At 62.3% G+C, this 23,006-nt stretch carries 20 protein-coding genes, 1 pseudogene and 1 riboswitch; of the genes and pseudogenes, 16 read left to right on the forward strand and 5 right to left on the reverse strand.

All coding sequences use genetic code 11. From position 1 onward, the window contains the following. Nucleotides 1-165 precede the first annotated feature (165 nt). The 10 genes from F506_RS00960 (at nucleotide 166) to thiE (ending at nucleotide 10,522) form a co-directional block, all read left to right on the forward strand. Nucleotides 166-915 carry an SDR family NAD(P)-dependent oxidoreductase gene (locus F506_RS00960; protein ID WP_053194915.1) on the forward strand — a complete coding sequence of 250 codons (750 nt, stop codon included), beginning with the start codon at nucleotides 166-168 and terminating at the stop codon, nucleotides 913-915. Between the two features lie 21 nt (nucleotides 916-936). Then, complete coding sequence (locus F506_RS00965) at nucleotides 937-1,776, forward strand: transketolase (RefSeq protein WP_053194916.1); 840 nt, start codon at nucleotides 937-939, stop codon at nucleotides 1,774-1,776. Between the two features lie 35 nt (nucleotides 1,777-1,811). Then, nucleotides 1,812-2,819 carry a transketolase family protein gene (locus tag F506_RS00970; RefSeq protein ID WP_053194918.1) on the forward strand — a complete coding sequence of 336 codons (1,008 nt, stop codon included), beginning with the start codon at nucleotides 1,812-1,814 and terminating at the stop codon, nucleotides 2,817-2,819. 88 nt (nucleotides 2,820-2,907) lie between these two features. Further along, nucleotides 2,908-3,948 carry a TRAP transporter substrate-binding protein gene (locus F506_RS00975; RefSeq protein WP_053194920.1) on the forward strand — a complete coding sequence of 347 codons (1,041 nt, stop codon included), beginning with the start codon at nucleotides 2,908-2,910 and terminating at the stop codon, nucleotides 3,946-3,948. After that, complete coding sequence (locus F506_RS00980; protein ID WP_053201113.1) at nucleotides 3,948-5,810, forward strand: TRAP transporter large permease; 1,863 nt, start codon at nucleotides 3,948-3,950, stop codon at nucleotides 5,808-5,810. The genes F506_RS00975 and F506_RS00980 overlap by 1 nt, the downstream gene beginning before the upstream one ends. 85 nt (nucleotides 5,811-5,895) lie before the next feature. Next, a riboswitch (TPP riboswitch) is annotated at nucleotides 5,896-6,000 on the forward strand. Nucleotides 6,001-6,079: 79 nt separating this feature from the next. Continuing rightward, nucleotides 6,080-7,993 (forward strand): phosphomethylpyrimidine synthase ThiC, encoded by a 1,914-nt coding sequence (gene thiC, locus F506_RS00985; RefSeq protein ID WP_053194922.1) that lies wholly within the window; start codon nucleotides 6,080-6,082, stop codon nucleotides 7,991-7,993. A gap of 26 nt (nucleotides 7,994-8,019) precedes the next feature. Beyond that, nucleotides 8,020-8,220 (forward strand): sulfur carrier protein ThiS, encoded by a 201-nt coding sequence (gene thiS / locus F506_RS00990; RefSeq protein ID WP_053201116.1) that lies wholly within the window; start codon nucleotides 8,020-8,022, stop codon nucleotides 8,218-8,220. An 18-nt stretch (nucleotides 8,221-8,238) separates the two neighbouring features. Beyond that, complete coding sequence (locus F506_RS00995; RefSeq protein WP_053194923.1) at nucleotides 8,239-9,048, forward strand: thiazole synthase; 810 nt, start codon at nucleotides 8,239-8,241, stop codon at nucleotides 9,046-9,048. A 14-nt stretch (nucleotides 9,049-9,062) separates the two neighbouring features. Next, the gene (gene thiD / locus F506_RS01000; RefSeq protein ID WP_053194925.1) at nucleotides 9,063-9,896 is read left to right on the forward strand and encodes a bifunctional hydroxymethylpyrimidine kinase/phosphomethylpyrimidine kinase; all 834 of its coding nucleotides are present in this window, start codon (nucleotides 9,063-9,065) and stop codon (nucleotides 9,894-9,896) included. Continuing rightward, nucleotides 9,893-10,522 (forward strand): thiamine phosphate synthase, encoded by a 630-nt coding sequence (thiE, locus tag F506_RS01005; protein ID WP_053194927.1) that lies wholly within the window; start codon nucleotides 9,893-9,895, stop codon nucleotides 10,520-10,522. Before thiD ends, thiE begins: the two co-directional genes overlap by 4 nt. Before the next feature lie 82 nt (nucleotides 10,523-10,604). On the opposite strand, the gene F506_RS01010 is transcribed toward thiE, so the two are convergent. Together F506_RS01010 and F506_RS01015 are read right to left on the reverse strand one after the other, a co-directional pair. Further along, nucleotides 10,605-11,093: a Dps family protein gene (locus tag F506_RS01010; RefSeq protein WP_053194928.1), complete on the reverse strand. Its 489-nt coding sequence runs from the start codon at nucleotides 11,091-11,093 to the stop codon at nucleotides 10,605-10,607. Nucleotides 11,094-11,194: 101 nt separating this feature from the next. After that, nucleotides 11,195-12,358: an MFS transporter gene (locus F506_RS01015; protein WP_053194930.1), complete on the reverse strand. Its 1,164-nt coding sequence runs from the start codon at nucleotides 12,356-12,358 to the stop codon at nucleotides 11,195-11,197. A gap of 303 nt (nucleotides 12,359-12,661) precedes the next feature. Here F506_RS01015 and F506_RS01020 point away from each other — a divergent pair, with 303 nt between their 5' ends. Continuing rightward, nucleotides 12,662-14,959 carry a UvrD-helicase domain-containing protein gene (locus F506_RS01020; RefSeq protein ID WP_053201117.1) on the forward strand — a complete coding sequence of 766 codons (2,298 nt, stop codon included), beginning with the start codon at nucleotides 12,662-12,664 and terminating at the stop codon, nucleotides 14,957-14,959. A gap of 695 nt (nucleotides 14,960-15,654) precedes the next feature. On the opposite strand, the gene F506_RS01025 is transcribed toward F506_RS01020, so the two are convergent. Together F506_RS01025 and F506_RS01030 are read right to left on the reverse strand one after the other, a co-directional pair. Next, nucleotides 15,655-16,557, reverse strand: a complete 903-nt coding sequence (locus F506_RS01025; RefSeq protein WP_053194933.1) for a carbohydrate kinase family protein — start codon at nucleotides 16,555-16,557, stop codon at nucleotides 15,655-15,657. A 53-nt stretch (nucleotides 16,558-16,610) separates the two neighbouring features. After that, nucleotides 16,611-17,579, reverse strand: a complete 969-nt coding sequence (locus F506_RS01030; RefSeq protein ID WP_053194934.1) for a sugar-binding transcriptional regulator — start codon at nucleotides 17,577-17,579, stop codon at nucleotides 16,611-16,613. Between the two features lie 257 nt (nucleotides 17,580-17,836). Here F506_RS01030 and F506_RS01035 point away from each other — a divergent pair, with 257 nt between their 5' ends. Beyond that, complete coding sequence (locus tag F506_RS01035; RefSeq protein ID WP_053194936.1) at nucleotides 17,837-19,171, forward strand: ABC transporter substrate-binding protein; 1,335 nt, start codon at nucleotides 17,837-17,839, stop codon at nucleotides 19,169-19,171. Here the strand turns inward: F506_RS01035 and F506_RS23455 are convergent. Then, nucleotides 19,164-19,325, reverse strand: coding sequence for a hypothetical protein (locus F506_RS23455; RefSeq protein WP_162490551.1), 162 nt, complete (start codon nucleotides 19,323-19,325; stop codon nucleotides 19,164-19,166). The two genes, F506_RS01035 and F506_RS23455, sit on opposite strands and share 8 nt — an antisense overlap. Between F506_RS23455 and F506_RS01040 the strand changes: the two genes are divergently transcribed. The 4 genes and pseudogenes from F506_RS01040 (at nucleotide 19,324) to ugpC (ending at nucleotide 22,989) form a co-directional block, all read left to right on the forward strand. After that, a complete protein-coding gene (locus tag F506_RS01040) occupies nucleotides 19,324-20,274 on the forward strand; it encodes a carbohydrate ABC transporter permease (protein WP_407638201.1) in 951 nt (316 codons plus the stop codon). The genes F506_RS23455 and F506_RS01040 overlap by 2 nt on opposite strands. A 29-nt stretch (nucleotides 20,275-20,303) precedes the next feature. Beyond that, nucleotides 20,304-21,086 (forward strand): annotated as a pseudogene (locus F506_RS01045) (carbohydrate ABC transporter permease); the annotation flags it as partial. Between the two features lie 36 nt (nucleotides 21,087-21,122). Beyond that, on the forward strand, nucleotides 21,123-21,818 hold the full coding sequence (locus F506_RS01050; RefSeq protein WP_083457507.1) for an HAD-IA family hydrolase: 696 nt from the start codon (nucleotides 21,123-21,125) through the stop codon (nucleotides 21,816-21,818). Between the two features lie 55 nt (nucleotides 21,819-21,873). After that, entirely contained in the window at nucleotides 21,874-22,989 is a 1,116-nt protein-coding gene (ugpC, locus tag F506_RS01055) for a sn-glycerol-3-phosphate ABC transporter ATP-binding protein UgpC (RefSeq protein WP_053194942.1), read from the forward strand. The last annotated feature ends 17 nt before the right edge of the window (nucleotides 22,990-23,006 follow it).

Raw genomic sequence — 23,006 nt, forward strand, 5'->3', positions numbered from 1 at the left:
TTGCTTGTTCTTGTTATGAAAATTATTCAAAGCATGTTGAGGGATTCTAGCTTGCCGGCCCATTGAGCGGGGTGAATACTCCATCCGTCGCCAGGCCCGTTGTGAAATAAATCTAATAGAGCCGGCCTGGCGCCAGGAACGAACAAATCCATCAAGGAGACAAAAGTGTTACTCAAAGACAAAGTCGCCGTCATCACCGGCGCTGCTTCCGCTCGCGGTATCGGCAAGGCCGTGGCCCGTTTGTTTGCCGCGCATGGCGGCCGCGTCGCCATTCTCGATCTGGACGAAGCCGCCGCCGTCGCTGCTGCCGGCGACATCGGCGCCGGCCATATCGGGCTGGCCTGCAACGTCACGGTCAAGGCCGATTGCGAACGCGCCGCCGGAGAAATCCTGCAGCGTCTCGGCCAGGTCGACATCCTGGTCAACAACGCCGGCATTACGCAGCCGTTGAAGATCATGGACATCCGGCCGGAGAACTACGAAGCCGTCACCGACGTCTCGTTGCGCGGCACGCTCTACATGAGCCAGGCGCTGATCCCGCACATGCGCAGCCGCCGCAGCGGTTCCATCGTTTGCCTGTCGTCGGTGTCGGCACAACGCGGCGGCGGCATCTTCGGCGGCCCGCATTACTCCGCCGCCAAGGCCGGCGTTCTCGGACTGGCGCGCGCCATGGCGCGTGAACTGGGACCGGACAACATCCGCGTCAACTCGCTCACGCCCGGCCTGATCCAGACCGACATCACCGCCGGCAAGCTGACCGACGAGATGAAGGTCGACATCCTCAAGGGCATTCCGCTCAATCGTCTCGGCGTTGCGGATGACGTTGCCAACAGCTGCCTCTTCCTCGCCAGCGACCTGTCGTCCTATCTGACGGGCGTCACGCTGGACGTCAACGGCGGCATGCTGATTCACTAGCCGATTCACCAAGGAGTTGCAATGACCACCACGGAACAAAATTTCACGCTCGCCGAACGCGCCTACCGCATCCGCAAGAAAGCGCTGCGCATGGGCGAGGTACAGGGACAGGGCTATATCGCCCAGGCGCTGGGCATCTCCGACGTGCTGGCAGTCGCGTATTTTCGCGCGCTGCGCTACAAGCCGGGCAATCCGCACTGGGAAGAGCGCGATCGCTTCCTGCTGTCGATCGGCCACTACGCCATCGCCTTGTATGCGGTGCTGATCGAGGCCGGCGTGCTGCCCGAGGAAGAGTTGGAAACCTATGGCGGCGACGACAGCCGTTTGCCGATGTCGGGCATGGCGGCCTATACGCCCGGCATGGAAATCACCGGCGGCTCGCTGGGGCAGGGACTGACGGTGGCGGTCGGCATGTCGCTCGGCCTCAAGCGCAAGAAATCTTCTTCTTTCGTCTACAACCTGCTGTCGGACGGCGAGCTCGATGAAGGCGCGACCTGGGAAGCGGCCATGTCCGCCGCGCACTGGAAGCTCGGCAACCTGATCGCCATCGTCGACGTCAACAACCAGCAAGCCGACGGTCCGTCCAGGAGCGTGCTCAACTTCGAACCGCTGGCCGACAAATGGCAAGCCTTCGGCTGGTACGTGCAGCGCGTCGACGGCAACAACCTCAAGGAAGTGGTCGCGGCATTCGATCGTGCGCGCGTGCTGGCGGAAGACAAGCCGCGCGTGATCATCTGCGACACCAAGATGTGCAAGGGCGTGCCTTTCCTCGAAGGGCGCGAAAAGAATCACTTTATCCGTGTCGATCCTGAAGAATGGCAACTCGCGCTCGATACGCTTTATGTCGGGAGCGAAGCATGAGTCAGGTAAAAGAAAATCAGGTAATAGAAAAACAAATGGACGCAAAGAACGAGGCGCCCGCCAAGCCGCGTTTGACCACCTCCGCGATGATCGCCTCGCTGGCGGCGGAGGGGCAAGCCACGCGTCCGGCGCCGTTCGGCCACGCGCTGGCGGAGCTGGCCAACGTGCGCACCGACATCGTCGGCATGACCGCCGATCTGGCCAAGTACACCGACCTGCATATCTTCGCCAAGGAACATCCGGAACGTTTCTATGAAATGGGCATGGCGGAACAACTGCTCATGGGCGCCGCCGCCGGCATGGCGCGCGAAGGCATGGTGCCGTTCGCCACGACCTACGCCGTGTTTGCGTCGCGCCGCGCTTACGATTTCATCTGCATGGCGATCGCCGAGGAGAGCCTCAACGTCAAGATCGTCGCCGCTTTGCCGGGACTGACCACCGGTTACGGCCCCAGCCATCAGGCCACCGACGACCTGGCGATTTTCCGCGCCATGCCCAACCTGACCATCGTCGATCCCTGCGACGCGCTCGATATCGAACAGGCCGTACCGCAGATCGCCGATCACCGGGGACCGGTGTACATGCGCCTGCTGCGCGGCAACGTGCCTGCGGTGCTGGACGAGTACAACTACAAGTTCGAGCTGGGCAAGGCCAAGATGATCCGCGACGGCCGCGATGTGCTGATCATTTCCACCGGCCTGATGACCATGCGCGCACTGGAGGCGGCCAAGCTGCTGCAAAAGGACACCGTGGACGTCGGCGTACTGCATGTGCCGACCATCAAGCCGCTCGACGAGGAGACCATCCGCAAGGAAGCGGCGCGCAGCGGCCGCATGGTCATCGTCGCGGAAAACCATTCCGTCGTCGGCGGTCTCGGGGAAGCGGTGGCCGGCGTGCTGATGCGCGCCAACGTGCGGCCGCCGGCTTTCCGCCAGATCGGCCTGCCGGACGCCTTCCTCGACGCCGGCGCCTTGCCGACCCTGCACGACCGCTACGGTATCTCGGCCGCAGTGATGTCGGCCAACATCAAGTCGTGGCTATAAGTACTGCGCACCAGAAAAGGAAACAAGACAGGAAAAACAGGAACGACTGCATGCAATAACAAGTAAAACCAAAATCAAGGAGACAGACATGACCAAGGACACACTCACGCAGAGCGGGACCACCCGCCGCAAGCTACTCACCTACGGTGCCGCCGGTGCGGCCTTGCCGATGTCGGCATGGATCGCCAAATATGCCCATGCCGCCGAATTCAATTACAAGTTCGCCACCGGCCAGGATCCCACGCACCCGGTCAACAAACGCGCGCAAGACGCCATCACCCGCATCAAGGAAGCCACCAGCGGTCGCGTCGACATCAAGCTGTTTCCTGCCAACCAGCTCGGCTCGGATACCGACTTGCTGGCGCAGGTGCGCAACGGCGGCGTCGAGTTCTTCAACATCGCCGCGTCCATCCTGGCGACGCTGGTGCCGGCGGCCGGCATCGTCAACACCGGCTTCGCCTTCTCCAACTACGATGAAGTGTGGAAGGCGATGGACGGCGATCTCGGCAAGTACATCTTCAGCCAGATCGACAAGGTCGGCGTGATGAGCATGTCACGCGCCTGGAACAACGGCTTCCGCCAGATCACTTCGGGCGTCAAGCCGATCCGCACGCCGGACGACCTGCGCGGCATGAAGCTGCGCGTGCCGGCGGCGCCCATTCTGACCTCGCTGTTCCAGTCGCTGGGCGCAGGTCCGACGCCGATCAATTTCAACGAGGTGTATTCCTCGCTGCAGACCAAGCTGGTCGAAGGCCAGGAAAATCCGTTGCCCATCATCGCTACGGCGCGCCTGTATGAAGTGCAAAAGTATTGCAGCATGACCAGCCACGTGTGGGATGCGTATCTGGTGCTCGGCAACAAGCGCGCCTTCCAGAAATTGCCGGCGGACGTGCAGGCCATCGTGCTGCGTGAATTCGACAAGGCGGCGCTGGATCAGCGCGCCGACATCGCCAGGCTCAACGATTCGCTGCGCCAGGAGCTCAGCGGCAAGGGCCTGCAATTCATCGACGTCGACAAGAACGCCTTCCGCGATGCCTTGCGCAAGACCACGTTCTATAAAGACTGGAAAGCCAAGTTCGGCGAACAAGGCTGGCATTTGCTGCAGCAATATTCCGGAGAGCTGGCATGATGGCCGCCGGCCATCACATAGAGACCATGCCGTGCCCCAGTCTGGGTTTGACGCATCTGGACCGTGCGCTGGGCATGCTCATCGAGATTCCGGCTGCCATCGCCGTGGTGGCGGAAGTGGGCATTTTGCTGACCAGCGTGTTCTCGCGCTTCGTGCTGCATCAGCCGCTGGTGTGGGCCGATGAACTGGCGTCGACGGTGTTCCTGTGGCTGGCGATGTTCGGTGCCGCGGTCGCCTTGCGGCGCGGCGAACACATGCGCATGACGGCGCTGATCGGCAAACTGTCGCCGGCCTGGCGCGCGCGCATCGAAGCGATTGCGGTCGGTACGCCTTGCCTGTTCATCGGCATGCTGTTGCTGCCCGCCGTCGACTACGCACAGAACGAATGGGTGGTGGAGACGCCTGCGCTGGGTTTGCCCGGCACCGTGCGCGAGGCGGCGCTGGCGGTGGGATGTCTGCTGATGCTGTGCGTCTCCGGCCTGCGTCTGGCGCGGCACGGCTGGCGCGATCTGGGATTCGTCGCCGTGGTGCTGGCGGCGATTGCCGCCGCCTTGTATCTGGGCGGCAGCCAGTTGCAGGCCATGGGCAACTGGAACCTGGCGTTCTTCTTTATCGCGTTGCTGGGGGCGGGCGTGCTGGCCGGCGTGCCGATTGCATTCTGCTTCGGGCTGGTGACGATTGCCTATCTGCTGTGCACTACGTCGACGCCGCTGGAGGTGGTGCCGGGCCGCATCAACGAAGGCATGAGTTCGCTGATCCTGTTGGCGGTGCCGCTGTTCATCCTCCTCGGGCAACTGATTGAAATGACGCAGATGGCCAAGGCCATGGTGGCTTTTCTTGCCTCGCTGCTGGGCCACGTGCGCGGTGGTTTGTCGTACGTGCTGCTGGGCGCGATCATGCTGGTGTCGGGTATCTCCGGCGCCAAGACGGCCGACATGGCGGCGGTAGCGCCGGTGCTGTTCCCCGAGATGAAAAAACGCGGTATGGAGGAAGGCGAACTGGTGTCCCTGCTGGCGGCATCGGGCGCGATGGCCGAGACAATCCCACCGTCGCTGGTCCTCATCACCATCGGCTCGGTCACCGGCGTGTCGATTGCCGCCTTGTTCACCGGCGGCCTGTTGCCGGGCATCGTGCTGGCGATCGCGCTGGCGATCCTTGCGCGCCAGCGCATCTCGGAGAGCAACCTCAAGGACGTCAAGCGTGCATCGCTGCAAGTCGTGCTGCGCACCTTCGTCGTGGCGCTGCCGGCGCTGGCGATTCCCGTGCTGATCCGCACCGCCGTGGTGGAAGGCGTGGCGACGGCGACCGAAGTCTCGACCATCGGCATCGCCTACACCATCGTGGTCGGCATCCTCGTCTATCGCCGCTTCGACGTGAAGCGCCTGTATCCGATGCTGGTCGAAACCGCTTCGCTGTCAGGCGCGATCCTGTTCATCATCGGCACCGCGACCTGCATGGCATGGGCACTGACGCAGTCGGGCTTTTCGCACGACCTGGCGCACATCATGTCGCTGATGCCGGGCGGACGCTGGGGTTTTCTGCTGATTTCCATCGTCACCTTCATCGTGCTGGGCAGCGTGCTGGAAGGCATCCCGGCGATGGTGCTGTTCGGGCCGCTGCTGTTTCCGATCGCCAGGCAACTCGGCGTGCACGAGGTGCATTACGCGATGGTGGTGATCCTGGCGATGGGCATCGGCCTGTTCGCGCCGCCGTTCGGATTGGGCTATTACAGCGCCTGCACCATCGGCCGCGTCAGCCCCGATGCCGGCATGCGCAAGATCTGGCCTTACCTCGGCGCGCTGCTTGCCGGGCTGCTGATTGTTGCTGCGGTGCCATGGATTTCCATAGGATTTCTCTCATGACAACTAGTCGAAATTTGTGATGTCACGGGCCGGATTATGGGTGTAGAATCCGGCCCACGACGTTTGAAACTGAACGTGGTAAGAGAACAAATGCTAGGGGTCCTGAATGCCAACATACGGCAAACGGGTGAGAAATACCCTTGAACCTGATCTGGGTAATGCCAGCGAAGGGAAGCGCCGGAACTACCGTATTGCATCTTCTGCACGCAACAGGTCCCTTTCCGAATCCTCCTTTGCTGGCTCCAAAAGCCAACCGCAAAGGAGCCAAAATGAACGCCAATCCGAAATTCCTCTCCGCTACCGCCACGGTAGACGAAGCAGCCGTCCAGCCGTTACCGAATTCCCGCAAGATCTATGTCACCGGTTCGCGTCCAGACATCCGCGTGCCGATGCGCGAGATCAGCCAGTCCGATACGCCTGCCATGTTCGGTTCGGAAAAGAATCCGCCCATCTACGTCTACGACACGTCCGGTCCGTACACCGATCCGGACGCCAAGATCGACATCCGCAACGGCTTGTCGACACCGCGCCTGCCGTGGATCCTCGAGCGCGACGACACCGAGGAACTGGATGGCCCGACTTCCGAATACGGCCAGGCGCGCCTGAACGACCCGGCGCTCGCCGAGCTGCGCTTCAACCTGCACCGCAAACCGCGCCGCGCCAAAGCCGGCGGCAATGTCTCCCAGATGCACTACGCGCGCAAAGGCATCATCACGCCGGAAATGGAATTCATCGCCATCCGCGAAAACCTGCGCCGCCAGGAATACCTGGAGCAGCTGAAGGCCTCCGGCCCGATGGGCAACAAGCTGGCCGACCTGATGGGCCGCCAGCATCCGGGCCAGTCCTTCGGCGCCTCGATCCCGGCCATGATCACGCCGGAATTCGTGCGCGACGAAGTCGCCCGCGGCCGCGCCATCATCCCCGCCAACATCAACCACCCTGAAGTCGAGCCGATGATCATCGGCCGCAACTTCCTGGTCAAGATCAACGCCAACATCGGCAACTCGGCCGTAACCTCTTCCATCGGCGAAGAAGTCGAAAAGATGACCTGGGCCATCCGCTGGGGCGGCGACAACGTCATGGACCTGTCGACCGGCAAGAACATCCACGAAACGCGCGAATGGATCATCCGCAATTCGCCGGTGCCGATCGGCACCGTGCCGATCTATCAGGCACTGGAAAAGGTCAACGGCAAGGCCGAAGACCTGACCTGGGAAATCTTCCGCGACACGCTCATCGAGCAGGCCGAACAGGGTGTCGACTACTTCACCATCCACGCCGGCGTACGCCTGCAATACGTGCCGCTGACCGCCAAGCGCATGACGGGCATCGTCTCGCGCGGCGGCTCCATCATGGCCAAGTGGTGCCTGGCGCATCACAAGGAATCCTTCCTGTACGAGCACTTCGAAGACATCTGCGAGATCATGAAGGCCTACGACGTCAGCTTCAGCCTTGGCGATGGCCTGCGTCCGGGTTCGATCTACGACGCCAACGATGAAGCGCAACTGGGCGAACTGAAGACCCTGGGCGAACTGACGCAGATCGCCTGGAAGCATGACGTGCAAGTCATGATCGAAGGTCCCGGCCACGTGCCGATGCACCTGATCAAGGAAAACATGGACCTGCAGCTGGAGCAGTGCCACGAAGCGCCGTTCTACACGCTGGGACCGTTGACCACCGACATCGCGCCGGGTTACGACCACATCACTTCCGGTATCGGCGCCGCGCAAATCGGCTGGTACGGCACGGCGATGCTGTGCTACGTCACGCCGAAGGAACATCTGGGCCTGCCGAACAAGGTCGACGTCAAGGACGGCATCATCACCTACAAGATCGCCGCGCATGCAGCCGACCTGGCCAAGGGCCATCCGGGCGCGCAGATCCGCGACAACGCGCTGTCGAAGGCGCGTTTCGAATTCCGCTGGGAAGACCAGTTCAACATCGGCCTCGATCCGGACAAGGCGCGCGAATTCCATGACGAGACCTTGCCCAAGGATTCGGCCAAGGTGGCGCATTTCTGCTCCATGTGCGGACCGCATTTCTGCTCGATGAAGATCACCCAGGAAGTGCGCGACTACGCCGCCAAGGAAGGCATCTCGGAGATCGCCGCATTGAAGCAGGGCATGGAAGTGAAGTCGGTGGAGTTCGTGAAGATGGGCGCCGAGATTTACTCCAAGACCTGATTGCTTTGACGATTGCGGTGAATGCGATGCAGATTGAATTGAATGGCAAGCCGCACGCCCTGGCCGACGGTGCCGACCTGGCCCAGCTCATCGCCGAGCTGGAGCTGACCGGCAAGGCCGTGGCGGTGGCCGTGAACCGGCAAGTGGTGCCGTCGCAGCTGTGGGCCGGACGCGTGCTGGCCGACGCCGATCGTGTCGACGTGGTGCGCGCCATCGGCGGCGGCTGAAACCTGAAAGGAATTGACATGAATATGAACGACGCTCCCGCGCTGACTGCAGATGCGGGTCTGACCATTGCAGGCAAGACCTACAACTCGCGCCTGCTGGTCGGCAGCGGCAAGTACAAGGATCTCGACGAAACCCGTCTGGCCACCGAGGCCAGCGGCGCGGATATCATCACCGTGGCGATCCGTCGCGTGAACATCGGCCAGGACCCGAATGCGCCCAGCCTGCTCGACGCGGTGCCGCCTTCGCGCTACACCATCCTGCCGAACACCGCCGGCTGTTACAACGCTGAGGATGCGGTCTACACCTTGCAACTGGCGCGTGAACTTCTGAACGGCCACAAGCTGGTCAAGCTGGAAGTACTGGGCGATGAAAAGACCCTGTTCCCGAACATGCCGGAGACGCTGAAAGCCGCCGAGACGCTGGTCAAGGATGGTTTCGACGTGATGGTTTATTGCAGCGACGATCCTATCCAGGCGCGCATGCTGGAAGATATCGGCGTGGTCGCGGTGATGCCGCTGGCGTCGCTGATCGGCTCCGGCATGGGCATCCTGAATCCGTGGAATCTCTCGCTGATCATCGAGCAGTCGAAGATTCCGGTATTGGTCGATGCCGGTGTCGGCACGGCCTCCGATGCGGCCATTGCGATGGAACTCGGTTGCGACGGCGTGCTGATGAATACGGCCATCGCCGGTGCGCGCGATCCGCTTCGCATGGCGCGGGCGATGAAGCTGGCGGTGGAAGCCGGCCGCGAAGCCTTCCTCGCCGGTCGTATCCCGAAACGCTTCGCGGCGTCGCCGTCGTCGCCGATGGCGGGACGCGTAGTCTGAGCGGGCCGGGCCTGATGACGACTTCCTATCGTCCGGCGCCACCGTGCGTGCTGGTGTTTTCCGGGTCCGACCCCAGCGGCGGTGCAGGGATGCAGGCCGATATTCCTGCCATCAGCGCGCTCGGTTGCCATCCGCTGTCGGTGCCGACGGCGCTGACGGTGCAGGACAACGTCAGCGTGTTTGCCGTGCATCCGATCGATGCGGAGCTGATCCGCCATCAGGCGCAGGTGCTGATCGACCGCTTCGACATTCGCGCGGTCAAGCTGGGCATCGCCGGCAATCGGCGCAACGCCGAGACGATCGTCGAATTGATCTTGCAGTTGCGATCCCGCCGGCCGGATTTGCCCGTGGTGGTCGATCCGGTGCTGGCCAGCGGCCATGGCAATCGCCTGTCCACGGATGACCCCGCGCAGGCGATTGCGCCTCTGTATGCCGTCGCCACCGTCATCTTGCCCAATCTGAATGAAGCAGATCGCCTGTGCGGCGGCGAGCATGGCAGGGAAGCGCAGGCCGCGATATTGATGCAACGCGGCTGCGAACATGTCTTGCTGAAAGGCGGCCACGGTCCGCAAGAGGAAGATGTGGTCAATCGCTGGTTCGGTCCGGAGGGCGCAGGTGCATCGTGGCGCTGGCCGCGTTTGCCGGATGAATTCCACGGCACCGGCTGTACGCTGGCGGCGGCCTTGTCGGCGATGCTGGCGCACGGCCTCGGCATGCGCGACGCCATCGACGCGGCACAGCACTATTGCCAGCACGCGCTGGCGACCTCCTATGCGATTGCACCCGGGCAGCGCATTCCCAATCGCGTGCCGTTGCATGAAAAATCCTTTGCAGGAGAATACAAATGAGTGAAGTGAAACCATGGTCCTTGCGCGGACTGTACATCGTGACGCCGGACTGGGACGAGACCGGCAAACTGGTCGACGCAACCGAACAAGCCATTAGAGGGGGCGCGAAGCTGGTGCAGTACCGGCACAAGACCGCTGCTGCGGACCTGCGCAAGGAGCAGGCGAGCGCCTTGCTGCAAGTCTGCCGCCGCCACGATACGCCTTTCATCATCAACGACCACGTCGACCTCTGCCTGGAACTTGACGCCGAAGGCATCCATGTCGGCGGCACCGATGCGTCGGTGGCGGACGTACGCGCACGGGTCGGCAAGGACAAGATCGTCGGCGCCTCGTGCTACGGGACCTTGCAACTGGCGCGCGATGCGTACGCGGCCGGAGCGACGTACGTGGCGTTCGGCGGCTTCTACCCGTCGCGCGTGAAGAAGTACGATTTCAGGACCGCGCCGGAAATCGTGGCAGAGTCGAAGAAGGAAATACCGCTGCCGGTGGTCGTCATCGGCGGCATGACGCAGGAAAACTGCCTGCCGCTGATAGCTCAGGGGACCGACATGGTGGCCGCCATCAGCAGCGTCTACATGACCGACGATCCGGAGGCGGCGGCGCGCCGGTTTGCCGATCTGTTCTGAACGCGTCGTGCCGGAAATGAAAAATGCCGCTGCATCGTCATGATGTCAGCGGCATTTTTTCATGCGCGGCAGATGCCGGATATCAGCCTTCGAGCAGGCTGCGCAGCATCCATGCGTTCTTTTCATGCAGCTGCATGCGCTGCGTCAGTAAATCGGCGGTCGGTTCGTCGGCTGCGGCGTCGACGGCCGGGAACAGCGAACGCGCGGTGCGGGTCACCGCTTCCTGGCCGGCCACCAGTTGGGCGATCATGTCTTGTGCGGATGGCACGCCTTCGGCTTCGGGGATCGACGACAGCTTGGCGAATTCCTTGTACGAACCGGGCGCCGGATAACCCAGCGCGCGAATACGTTCGGCGATCAGGTCGACGGCCAGCGCCAGTTCGTTGTACTGGCCTTCGAACATCAGGTGCAGCGTGTTGAACATCGGGCCGGTGACGTTCCAGTGGAAATTGTGGGTCTTGAGGTAGAGCGTGTAGGTATCGGCCAGCAGCTTGCTGAGACCGTCCGCAATCTTCTTGCGATCCTTGTCGTTGATGCCGATGTTGATCGCTGCTACGTTTTTCTTTGCCATTGTTTCGCTCCTTGGTGTGATGGAATGCAACGCTGCGATTTTATGCCAAAACTGCAGCCCCATGAATAACACTTGGGGATGAAAGGCATCATCACAAGGCGTCAGCGTGTTGTTTCGACGGCAAGTTGCGCACGCCGGAACAGGGACAGCGTCAGCACCACCGCGCACAGTGCGCCGACGGCGGCGAAGAGGAATACTTCTTCGTAGCCGAATTGCCCCACGATCAGGCCCGCCAGCGGACCGGTGATGCCCAGCGCCAGGTCGAGGAACACCGAATACGCGCCCAGCGCCGCGCTGCGGTTGGGCGCCGGCACCAGGCCGACCGCTTCCACGCCCAGCGACGGGAACACCAGCGCAAAACCGAAACCGGCCAGCGCGGCGCCGGCCATGGCGACTTCCGCAGAACCGGCCAGCCACAAGATGATCAGGCCGGATGCCTCGACGATGAAGGACGCAATCGCCACCTTGAAGCCGCCGAAACGATTGATGGCGTTGGCGAACAACAGGCGCGAGCCGATGAAGCAGCCGCCGAACAGCGTCAGCGAAAACGCCGCGTTGGACCACTGATGGCTGGCGTAATACAGGGTGATGAAGGTGGCGATGGCGCCGAAGCCGACCGTGCCCAGCGCCAGGCCGATGCCGTATGGCAGCACGCGGTTGAGCACCAGGCGGAAGGCCAGGCGTTCGCCGCGCACGACGGGGACGGCAGGGCGGCGGCGCGCGATCGCGTAACCGATCAGCGGCAACGCCAGCGCCAGGAAGCCGATGGCCGCAAAGCCGCCCACGTGCAGCAGCGCCACGCCCAGCGGCGCGCCGATGGCCAGTGCGCCATAGGTGGCGATGCCGTTCCACGAAATCATGCGCGCGGTATGGGCGGCGCCGATGCGGCCGATGCCCCAGATGATGGAGCCGGTGCCGGCCAGGCTTTCGCCGATGCCGAGGCAGAAGCGGCTGACCAGAATCATGGACAGGCTCAGCCACGGAAGTTCCGCCGACCATGCCGCCAGCACCAGGAAAGCGCCGCTGGCGACGCAGGCCAGCATGCCGCGCATGACGGTCTTCTTGGGGCCGACGGTGTCGACCATGCGGCCGGCCTGGGCGCGCGTGATCAAGGTCGACAGATATTGCACGCTGATGGACAGGCCGGCGATGAACGAGCTGTAACCGAGATCCAGGTGGACATAGCCGGGCAACACCGCGAGCGGGATGCCGATGGTCATGTAGGCAAGGAAGGTGAACAGCACGGTCGACAGGATCTGGACCATGACGGCGGTTTGGGAGGGCGATGCCGAAATCGGCGTCGACTGCGCGTGTGCGTGCGGGGATGCGCCTTCGGCGGCGAGGGGAACTGGGCGTAATGCTTCTTCGGACATGTTGGACGTAAGAGGAGGGCGAGCAGGAGGGCAAGCGGCGGCGATGCCGTGATACCGTGTTGCCGTGCAGAATTTTACGCCGTTTGACGGAAACCTGCCGGCGGCGCGGGATTTCGGCGGGCCGGCGGGGCCGCGCCAAGCCGGAATATGCAGGCTGCGCGCATCCGCGATGACGTGCGGACGTATAATCGCGGGATGCAAAATCTTCTCCACAATCTCAACGCCGAGCAGCTTGCCGCCGTCACCCTTCCCGCACAATCCGCACTGATCCTAGCCGGCGCCGGTTCGGGCAAGACGCGCGTGCTGACCACGCGCATCGCGTGGCTGATCCAGACCGGGCAAGTGTCGCCTTCGGGCATCCTGGCGGTGACGTTTACCAACAAGGCGGCCAAGGAAATGACCGCGCGCCTGTCGGCGATGATGCCGATCAACACGCGCGGCATGTGGATCGGCACCTTCCACGGCCTGTGCAACCGCCTGCTGCGCGCGCATCACCGCGACGCCGCGTTGCCGCAGACTTTCCAGATCCTCGACTCGCAGGATCAACTGTCGGCCATCAAGCGTCTGCTCAAACAGATGAACGTGGACGACGAGAAGTATCCGCCGCGCAATCTGATGTACTTCATCAACGGCGCCAAGGACCAGGGCCTGCGCGCCAAGGACGTCGAGGCGCATGACGACTACAACCGCAAGTTCGTCGAGCTCTACGACCTGTATGACCAGCAATGCCAGCGCGAAGGCGTGGTCGATTTTGCCGAGCTGCTGTTGCGCACCTATGAACTGCTGTCGCGCAACCAGCCGTTGCGCGAGCATTACCAGCGCCGCTTCCGCCACGTGCTGGTGGATGAGTTCCAGGACACCAACGACCTGCAGTACAAGTGGCTCAAGATCATGTCCGGCCAGGGCCAGGTCGACGGCGGCGCGGTGTTTGCGGTGGGCGACGACGATCAGAGCATCTATGCATTCCGCGGCGCCAATGTCGGCAACATGACGGCGTTCGAGCGCGAGTTCCGCGTGCAGAACCTGATCAAGCTGGAGCAGAACTACCGCTCGCACGGCCACATCCTCGACGCCGCCAACATCCTGATCGCCAACAACAGTAAGCGCCTCGGCAAGAATCTGCGCACCGACGCCGGCCATGGCGAGCAGGTGCGCGTGTTCGAAGCGAGCAGCGATCTGCAGGAAGCGCAATGGATCATCGAGCAGGTCAAGAACCTGATCGCCGAAGGCTGGGCGCGCAGCGAGATCGCCTTGCTGTATCGTTCCAATGCGCAGTCGCGGGTGCTCGAGCATGCCTTGTTTTCGTCGGCGATTCCGTATCGCGTGTACGGCGGCCAGCGCTTCTTCGAGCGTGCCGAAGTCAAGCACGCAATCGCGTATCTGCAGCTGATGGACAATCTGCACAACGACTCGGCGTTCCTGCGCGTGGTGAACTTCCCTACGCGCGGCATCGGCGCCAAGGCGCTGGAGCAATTGCAGGATGCTGCGCGCCAGTACAACTGCTCGCTGTATGCGGCGGTGCCTTACGTGGCGGGCAAGGCCGGTTCGACGCTCAACGGTTTCGTCAAGCTGATCGAAGCCGCGCGTTTTGAAACGCAGAATCTGCCCTTGCAGGAAATGGTGCAGGTGGTGCTCGACAGCAGCGGTTTGCTGACGCACTACCGCAACGAGAAAGAGGGCGCCGACCGCATCGAGAATCTGGAGCAGCTGGTCAGCGCCGCGACCTTGTTCGTCTCGGAAGAAGGCTACGGCCTGGATGCGCCTGCCTTCCTGGGACCGCAGGCGCAAGCCGTTGCCGGCACGTCCATCACGACCGCCGACGGTATCGAGATCATCGACGCCGACGCCGCGCTGACGACCATCATGTCGCCCCTGTCGGCCTTCCTCTCGCATGCATCGCTGGAAGCCGGCGACAACCAGGCGCAGGCCGGGCAGGATGCTTTGCAACTGATGACCGTGCACTCGGCCAAGGGACTGGAGTTCGACGCGGTGTTCATTACCGGGTTGGAGGAGGGCTTGTTCCCGCACGAGAACAGTGCCAAGGAAGAGGGCGGCGTGGAAGAAGAGCGGCGCCTGATGTACGTGGCCATCACGCGCGCGCGCAAGCGGTTGTACATGAGTTTTTCCCAGACGCGCATGCTGCATGGCCAGACGCGTTACAACATGCGCTCACGCTTCTTTGACGAACTCCCGGACGAGTCCATCAAGTGGCTTTCGCCGAAGATTCAGCCGCAGCAGCACAGCTGGTTTGCGCATCCCAAGTCGGCCTGGGACGCTGCGCCGGAATCCGGCAACAACAAGATCGCACAAAACTTTTCGCGGCCGGATTCCGGATGGCGGATCGGGCAGAATGTGGCGCATGCCAAGTTTGGCGAGGGGGTGATCGTCAATATCGAAGGCGGCGGGGGGAGTACGCGGGCGCATATCAACTTCGGGAAGTTCGGGATGAAGTTGCTGGATTTGAGTGTGGCGAAGTTGGATAAGGTGGGGTGAGTTCTTGTCGGTTGTTCCGACGGACTTGTCTTATCTACCTAAATCTTTTCTTTCTTCGGACGACCGTGGTTGCCGGGGGCGGCCCGGCAGCCGCTCACTTTCTTTGCTTCGCCAAAGAAAGTAAGCAAAGAAAGGCGACCGCGATTCGCCGCCCCTTCGGGGTACCCGTTGGTGCCGTACTCAAATCGGGAAGGGAAACAAACTCGCTGCGCTCAGACAAGTTTCCCTTCTTTATCCGATTTGAGTACGGCACCAACGGCGACTCATAAGCGGAACTTCTTTCTCGGCTCGCTTCGCATTGCCTTGGGGGGGCTCGCCTTCGGCATCGTGATTGCCATCTTTGGTTTGATTGATAGCGGAGAACTGTGGCTTTCACTCCACCTCCATCCCCTGGCGACGCGCAGCGAGCCAGTCTGGCCGTCCGCTTGCGAGTAGCCGGTGGCGGCAGGTGCAAATCGGATAAAGAGGGGAAACTTGTCTGAGCGCAGCGAGTTTGTTTCCCCTCCCGATTTGCGCCTGACGACGCCGGGAACCCCCGGCAGGGGGCTACGAACCAGCGGTCGCTTCTTTTGCTTACTTTTCTTGGCGAGACAAGAAAAGTGAGTAGCTGCCGGGCTACCCCCGGCGAAGGGTTGATCGAAGAAAAAAATCCAAATTACCGAAGAACCACCAGTCGGAACAAAACAAAAAAGCGCTCAGCGATTAACCAGCTCCTGCACCTCATCCCAGGTCGCCGCATAAGCCCCCGCCCGCGCCGCCGACAACGCCGCCGCCGCAGCAGCACACTGCAAATGCGTCACCACCGGCGCATCCGCCTGACGCAAGATGCTGGCGATCCAGCCTCCCATGGAAGCATCGCCGCAACCGACGGTATCAATCACCTCCACCCGATAAGCCGCTTGATCGACAACGCTCTCTCCCTTGATCCAGGACAGCCCATCGGCTCCACGCGTGAACAGGATCTCCGCCTGCGGCGCCAGCGACTTCAGCGTCGCCATCGGCTGCGCATCGTCAGGGAATAATTTCTCCAGATCTTCGTCCGACACCTTCACGTAATGCGATAACGCCAGCAGCTTGCGCATCAGCACGTGATAGCCGGGCTGATCCATCAGCTTGCGCCAGTTCGGATCGAAGGCAATGCGCTTGCCGCGTTGCGCGCCTTCGGCGGCAATCGCAAGCAGGCGAGACGCCAATGGTTCGCGCGTCAGGCTGATGCAGCCGAAGTGCAATATGCGCGCTTCATCCATCCAGCCGGAAGGCAACTTGCTCGGATCGAAATGCAGGTCGGCGCTGTCGTCGCCGACGAAGAAATAATCGGGCGGCGTGGTTGACGTCACCATGGCCAGCAGCGGCGATTTGTCGACTTGCTGGAGGTAGCGCATGTCGAGTCCCGCCTCTTGCGTGAGCACGCGCAATTCTTCGCCGAAGACGTCGCTGCTGACGCTGCCGGCATAACCGGTCGCCGCGCCAAGACGCGCGCCGACGCGCGCGACGTTCCAGCAGGCGCCTCCGGGCAGGGCGCGCCACTCGCCGCCGGGCTGGCGAATGAAGTCGGTCAGGGCTTCGCCGAAGACGACGAATTCGATGGGATGCGGCATAAATGTCTCCGTAATGCTGATGCTGAAATTGTTGTTCTGGCGCTGCGCGGAATTTAATCCTGCAACGCAAATTGCGCGCAGTACTCGTCGGTGACGAGACCCGTCAGCCAGCCGCCGCGCAAGGCGCCGCGCACCGCTTCGGCTTTCTTGCGACCGCCTGCCAGCGCGATGACCGGCTTGGGCGGCGGCGAGGTGAGCGGCGGGGTGGTGATGCGCGCGGCCAGCGGCGAACGGAGCATGTTGCCGGCGGCGTCGAAGGCGTGGCAGATCAGTTCGCCGACCGCGCCTTGATTTTGCAGCTGCGCGACTTCGTCGTCGTCGATGAAGCCGTCTTCATGCATCGCGCCTTGCAATGCAATCGTGCCGATGCCGAGGAAGGTGACGTCGGCGCGTTGCGCCAGGCCGGTGACGATCTGGTAGGCGCGATGGTTGCACCACTGCTTGCGGTCGGCTTCGCTTTCCGCCACGCGCGGCGCCGGCAAGAGGTAAAAGCGGCTCTGCATTTTTTCAGCGGCGAGCAGGGCGACGTCGTAGCGGTTGGCGGAACCGTCGGAAGCGAAGGCGCCGATCATCGAGACGATCTGGTGCTGCGGGCGTTCCATGTCGCTGATCTTTTCAATTGCGGCCTTGAGCGTGCGACCCGAGCCGACGTTGACGATCAGCGGTTCTTCCTGCCGCAGGTATTGTTCCATCAACTCGGCGCCGGCGACCGCCAGCATCTGTTGCACACCGTGTGCATCATCCCCGGCCGCGGCGTCATTGCCCGTGTTGCCGGGCACCACGCGGCAGACGTCCAATCCGTAGCGCTGTTGCAGGCCCTGCGCAAGTTCCAGGCAGGACGAGATCGGATGGGCGATCTGGACCTTGACCAGGTTCGACGCGCCGGCGTAGGCCACCATGCGCTGCGCCATCTGGCGCGAAATGCCGAGGCGCTCGGCGATTTCATTCTGGGTGTTGCCGGCGACGTAATACATCCATGCGGCGCGCGCCGCCAGATCGAGTTTGGATGGGCTGGATGACATCGGTTTTCCTTGTTGTGAACCTGCCGCGTCGCGCTGGCCGATCCGGCATTGTACGGACTTTGAGCGCCTGTTCCTGCGGGACGTCAGACGTCATTATTATCAAAATTGAACATTTGCTCAACAAAAAAGCAAATGCTTGACAATCTTTCGTCAATGTTTGATTATTTGCTCGCAAACAGATTTTTTGCTCAGAAAACTACATCGAGGCGAGGAAGGCGGCAACGCTCATCCTCAGCCCGTACACAATGGAGACAAGCATGAAACTTCGCGCCCCCGCATTTCCCTTGGCACGCCTTGCTGCCGCTATCGCCGTATTCGGTTTCGCCGGTCTTGCCGCTGCCGATCCCGTTACCCTGAACATCGCCTCGATCAACAACCCCGACATGATCGAACTGCAAAAGCTGTCGCCGCAGTTCGAAAAAGCCAATCCCGACATCAAGCTGCGCTGGGTCACGATGGAGGAGAGCGTGCTGCGCCAGCGCCTGACCACCGATATCGCCACCAACAGCGGCCAGTTCGACCTCATGACCATCGGGGCGTACGAAGCGCCGATCTGGGCCAAGAAGGGATGGCTGGCGCCGATGACCGGCTTGCCCGCCGATTACGATGAAGCCGACCTGATCAAGACCGTGCGCGAAGGCTTGACCAGCGACGGCAAGCTGTACGCGCTGCCGTTCTATGCGGAAAGCTCGATGACCTATTACCGCAAGGACCTGTTCGCGCAAAAGAACCTGAAGATGCCGGAAAAGCCGACCTGGGAAGAGATCGGCAAGCTGGCGGCGCAACTGCATGATCCGGCCAAGGGTGTCTACGGCATCTGCCTGCGCGGACGCGCCGGCTGGGGCGAAAACATGGCGCTGGTCGGCACCATGGTCAATGCTTACGGCGGCCGCTGGTTCGATGAAAAATGGCAGCCGCAGCTCGATACGCCGGAATGGAAACAGGCCGTCAATTTCTACGTCGACCTGATGCGCAAATCCGGTCCGCCGGGTGCCAGCTCCAACGGTTTCAATGAAAACCTGGTGCTGTTCTCGGGCGGCAAATGCGGCATGTGGGTAGACGCCACCGTCGCCGCCGGCATGCTGTATCACGGCAAGGATTCCAAGGTGTCCGACAAGGTCGCGTTCGCGCCGGCGCCGATGGCGACCACCGACAAGGGATCGCATTGGTTGTGGATCTGGTCGCTGGCGGTGCCGAAGTCGTCCAAGTCGCAGGACGCCGCGAAGAAGTTCGCCGCCTGGGCGACTTCCAGGGACTACATCAAGCTGGTCGCCAAGGATAGCGGCTGGGCATTGGTGCCGCCGGGTACGCGCACCTCGACCTATGCTTCCGCCGAGTACAAGAAGGCGTCGCCATTCTCCGACTTCGTCCTCGACGCGATCGAGAAGGCCGATGCCAACAATCCGACGCTCAAACCGGTGCCTTACACAGGCATCCAGTTTGCGACGATTCCCGAGTTCCAGTCGATCGGCACCATCGCCGGCCAGGCGATTGCCGGTGCGCTGGCCGGCAAGGGCACCGCAGACGCTGCGCTGAAGACGGCACAGGCGCAGACTGTGCGCATGATGAAGCAGGGGCGTTACATCAAGTAATGCCGCTCGCGCCGCTGTGCGTTCGCCCGGCCTGACGCCGGGCGGCGCACAACACCGTGTCACCGATTTCCGCCGGATCGTCCGCAGCATGACGCCGGCCCGAACCTGATTGCATCGAGGCCGCCATGTCGTCGATATCGAATACCTCTCCCATGCCCTCCGAAGCCGGCGCTTCGCCTCCGTCCTCGCAGAAATCCCGGCGCGGCAAACATATCAAGCACGCGGGCAGCGAGCGCTTCCTGCCGATTCGCCTGCTGCAGACGCCGGCAGTGGCGTTGCTGTTCCTGTGGATGATCGTGCCGCTGGCGATGACGGTGTATTTCTCCTTCAATCGCTACAACCTGATGTCGCCCGACCAGACCGGTTTCATCGGGCTGGAGAACTATCAGTTCCTGCTGGAAGACCCGGCGTTCTGGCCGTCGATCGCCAACACCGCCTTGCTGATCGGCTCCGTATTGGGCATCAGCGTGATCGGCGGCACTTTGCTGGCGGTGTTGTTCGACCAACCGTTCCGTGGACGCGGCATCGCCAGGCTGCTGGTGATCGGGCCGTTCTTCGTGATGCCGACCGTGGCCGCGCTGATCTGGAAAAACATGATCATGCATCCGGTCTACGGCATGCTGGCCTTCGCCATGCGCCATCTCGGCATGGAGCCGATCGACTGGCTCGCGGAGTATCCGATGCTGTCGGTGATCATTATCGTGTCGTGGCAATGGATACCGTTCGCCTTCCTGATCCTGCTGACGGCGCTGCAGTCACTGGATGTCGACCAGAAGGAGGCTGCCCAGCTCGACGGCGCCGGACCGATCCGCATCTTCTTCTACATCGTGCTGCCGCATCTCAAGCGCGCGATCACCGTGGTGATCATGATCGAAACCATCTTCCTGCTATCGGTGTTCGCGGAAATCTTCACCACCACCGCCGGCGGACCCGGCACTGAAACCACCAACCTGACCTACCTGGTGTATTCGATCGGCCTACAGCAATTCGACATCGGCATTGCGTCGGCGGGCGGCATCTTCGCCGTGGTGCTGGCCAATATCGTGTCGTTCTTCCTGGTGCGCATGCTGGCGAAGAATCTCAAAGGAGCGAACGAAAAATGAACGACGCCAAAAAGAGTCCGCTCTGGGTAGGCCTGCTGGCATGGACCTGCGCCATCGTCCTGTTTTTCCCGATTTTCTGGATCGCCGTCACGGCGTTCAAGACCGAGCACCAGGCCTACATGCCGAGCCTGATTTTCATGCCGACGCTGGATACCTTCCGCGAAGTCTTCGAGCGCAGCAACTACCTGGCCTTCGTCAAGAACTCCATGATCGTCTCGCTGGGGGCGACCTTGCTGTCGCTGCTGATTGCCGTGCCCGCGGCGTATTCGATGGCCTTCTTCCCGACCGGGCGTACGCAAAAACTCTTGCTGTGGATGCTGTCGACCAAGATGATGCCGGCCGTGGGCGTGCTGGTGCCGATCTACCTGCTGGCCAAGAACAGCGGCATGCTCGATTCGGTCACCGGCCTGACGCTGATCTACACGCTGATCAACCTGCCGATCGCGGTGTGGATGGCATTCACCTATTTCAACGACGTGCCGAAAGAGATTCTCGAAGCGGCGCGCATCGACGGCGCCAATGCCTGGCAGGAGATGCTGTACCTGCTGCTGCCGACCGCCATGCCGGGACTGGCGTCGACCGCGCTGCTGCTGATCATCCTGTCCTGGAACGAGGCATTCTGGAGCCTCAACCTCACCAGCGTGGACGCCGCGCCGCTGACGGTGTTCATCGCCTCGTATTCGAATCCGGAAGGGCTGTTCTGGGCCAAGCTGTCGGCCGCATCGCTGCTGGCGATCGCACCGATCATGGCGCTGGGCTGGCTGGCGCAGAAGCAGCTGGTGCGCGGCCTGACCTTCGGCGCCGTGAAGTAAGAGAGCGGCTTTTTGCTGCTCCAAATGAAAGGAAACATGAAGCCGGAAATTACCCACCTGGTCTGCGACTGCGACGGCGTGCTGCTCGACAGCGAGAGCATCGCCTTGCGCGTGCTACATGAGCATCTGCTGCCGCTGCTGGAGAATCCGGCCGACGGCGACAAACTGCATCACGCGATTGCTTCCCGCCTCGGCATGTTCACGGAATTGCTGCTCGATGAACTCGACGTCGAGTTCAGCTTCGGCCTGAACGCTGCGCAATATGCCGCCATCAATACCGCCGTCGGGATTGCCTGCGGCGACGAAGTGCAATTAGTGCCGGGCATTGCCGACGCCTTGCAGAAAATCGACCTGCCCAAGGCGGTCGCCAGCAACAGCAGCACCGACCGCATCATCAAAGGCCTGCAGCGCTGCGACCTGCTTGCCTTGTTCGACGGTCACATCCACAGCGCACACGACGTCGGCCGCCCCAAGCCGGCGCCGCATGTCTATCTCGCTGCAGCGGCAGGCTACGGCGTCGCGCCGCAGCACTGCGTCGCCGTCGACGACAGCGTCACCGGGGTACGCGCCGCCAGCAGCGCAGGCATGCGCGTGCTCGGTTTCACCGGCGTGGCGCACGACCGTCACGGCATGCGCCAGAAGCTGCTCGATGCCGGCGCCGAGCTGGTGTTCGACGACATGCAGGAATTGCCGGTGCTGATCGCGGCCTTGCTGCCGGGACGCGCAGCGTAAGAACCCCGACCGACAACGCATCAGGCACCACCAGTAACGAAACAAGGAGATCACCATGGCAGCCGTCACCATCCGCAACCTCGCCAAGCGCTACGACGACAACGAAGTGATGCGCGACATTAACCTCGACATCGACGACGGCGAGTTTGTCGTCTTCGTCGGCCCTTCCGGATGCGGCAAGTCGACGCTGCTGCGCATGATCGCCGGCCTCGAAGACATCAGCGCCGGTGAGCTCAACATCGGCGAGCGCCGCATGAACGACGTTCCGGCCGCCAAGCGCGGCATCGCCATGGTGTTCCAGTCGTACGCGCTGTATCCGCACATGACGCTGTACGACAACATGGCATTCGGCCTCAAGATCGCCGGCAAGTCCAGGACGGAGATCGACAGCGCCGTGCAGCACGCGGCCAGGATTCTGCACATCGACCATCTTCTCGATCGCAAGCCGCGCGCCTTGTCCGGCGGTCAGCGCCAGCGCGTCGCCATCGGCCGCGCGATCACGCGCCAGCCCAGCGTGTTCCTGTTCGACGAGCCGCTATCGAATCTCGACGCCGCCTTGCGCGTGAAGATGCGGCTCGAGTTCTCCAAGCTGCATGACGATCTCAAGACCACCATGATCTACGTCACGCATGACCAGATCGAAGCCATGACGCTGGCCGACAAGATCGTCGTGCTGTCGGCAGGACGGATCGAACAGGTCGGTACGCCGCAGCAGCTGTATCACCACCCGGCCAACCGTTTCGTGGCGGGCTTCATCGGCTCGCCCAAGATGAACTTCATCAACGGCGTTGTCGCCGGCGTCGGCGCGGAGGGCGCGCTGGTGGATGTGGCTGGCGGGGGACGCCAACTGGCGGCGGTCGAAGCAGGGACGCTCAAGGTCGGCGACAAGGTGACACTGGGTATCCGTCCTGAGCATCTCGCCATCGTCACTGAACAGCCGATGCTGCAGGCGCACTACACGGCGCTGGAACTGTTGGGCGATTTTTCTTACCTGTATGCCGCCACGGATGCGTCCGACGAGCCGCTGATCCTGCGCGTGCCGGACAGTCTTCAGCTTGCTTCCCGCAGCGTCATCGGGGTCGGCGCGGAGGCGCATCGCTGTCACCTGTTCCGCGAGGACGGCAGCGCGGTGAAGCGTCTTTTGCGCGATCCGGCCATGGCGGTACATTGAACAGCAAGCGAGAACAT

It is taken from the genome of Herbaspirillum hiltneri N3, from assembly GCF_001267925.1.
Classification (GTDB): Bacteria; Pseudomonadota; Gammaproteobacteria; order Burkholderiales; family Burkholderiaceae_D; genus Herbaspirillum; species Herbaspirillum hiltneri.

What these genes read in the sequence shown, in the direction of transcription:
- F506_RS01020 (WP_053201117.1), top strand. Translation starts at nt 12,662, where the DNA reads ATGCAAAATCTTCTCCACAATCTCAACGCCGAGCAGCTTGCCGCCGTC.
- F506_RS00970 (WP_053194918.1), top strand. Translation starts at nt 1,812, where the DNA reads ATGGACGCAAAGAACGAGGCGCCCGCCAAGCCGCGTTTGACCACCTCC.
- ugpC (WP_053194942.1), top strand. Translation starts at nt 21,874, where the DNA reads ATGGCAGCCGTCACCATCCGCAACCTCGCCAAGCGCTACGACGACAAC.
- thiS (WP_053201116.1), top strand. Translation starts at nt 8,020, where the DNA reads ATGCAGATTGAATTGAATGGCAAGCCGCACGCCCTGGCCGACGGTGCC.
- F506_RS01025 (WP_053194933.1), bottom strand. Translation starts at nt 16,557, where the DNA reads ATGCCGCATCCCATCGAATTCGTCGTCTTCGGCGAAGCCCTGACCGAC.
- F506_RS01040 (WP_407638201.1), top strand. Translation starts at nt 19,324, where the DNA reads ATGCCCTCCGAAGCCGGCGCTTCGCCTCCGTCCTCGCAGAAATCCCGG.
- thiC (WP_053194922.1), top strand. Translation starts at nt 6,080, where the DNA reads ATGAACGCCAATCCGAAATTCCTCTCCGCTACCGCCACGGTAGACGAA.
- F506_RS00995 (WP_053194923.1), top strand. Translation starts at nt 8,239, where the DNA reads ATGAATATGAACGACGCTCCCGCGCTGACTGCAGATGCGGGTCTGACC.
- F506_RS01035 (WP_053194936.1), top strand. Translation starts at nt 17,837, where the DNA reads ATGAAACTTCGCGCCCCCGCATTTCCCTTGGCACGCCTTGCTGCCGCT.
- thiE (WP_053194927.1), top strand. Translation starts at nt 9,893, where the DNA reads ATGAGTGAAGTGAAACCATGGTCCTTGCGCGGACTGTACATCGTGACG.
- F506_RS00975 (WP_053194920.1), top strand. Translation starts at nt 2,908, where the DNA reads ATGACCAAGGACACACTCACGCAGAGCGGGACCACCCGCCGCAAGCTA.
- F506_RS01030 (WP_053194934.1), bottom strand. Translation starts at nt 17,579, where the DNA reads ATGTCATCCAGCCCATCCAAACTCGATCTGGCGGCGCGCGCCGCATGG.
- F506_RS01015 (WP_053194930.1), bottom strand. Translation starts at nt 12,358, where the DNA reads ATGGTCCAGATCCTGTCGACCGTGCTGTTCACCTTCCTTGCCTACATG.
- F506_RS01010 (WP_053194928.1), bottom strand. Translation starts at nt 11,093, where the DNA reads ATGGCAAAGAAAAACGTAGCAGCGATCAACATCGGCATCAACGACAAG.
- F506_RS23455 (WP_162490551.1), bottom strand. Translation starts at nt 19,325, where the DNA reads ATGGGAGAGGTATTCGATATCGACGACATGGCGGCCTCGATGCAATCA.
- F506_RS00965 (WP_053194916.1), top strand. Translation starts at nt 937, where the DNA reads ATGACCACCACGGAACAAAATTTCACGCTCGCCGAACGCGCCTACCGC.
- F506_RS00980 (WP_053201113.1), top strand. Translation starts at nt 3,948, where the DNA reads ATGGCCGCCGGCCATCACATAGAGACCATGCCGTGCCCCAGTCTGGGT.
- F506_RS01050 (WP_083457507.1), top strand. Translation starts at nt 21,123, where the DNA reads ATGAAGCCGGAAATTACCCACCTGGTCTGCGACTGCGACGGCGTGCTG.
- thiD (WP_053194925.1), top strand. Translation starts at nt 9,063, where the DNA reads ATGACGACTTCCTATCGTCCGGCGCCACCGTGCGTGCTGGTGTTTTCC.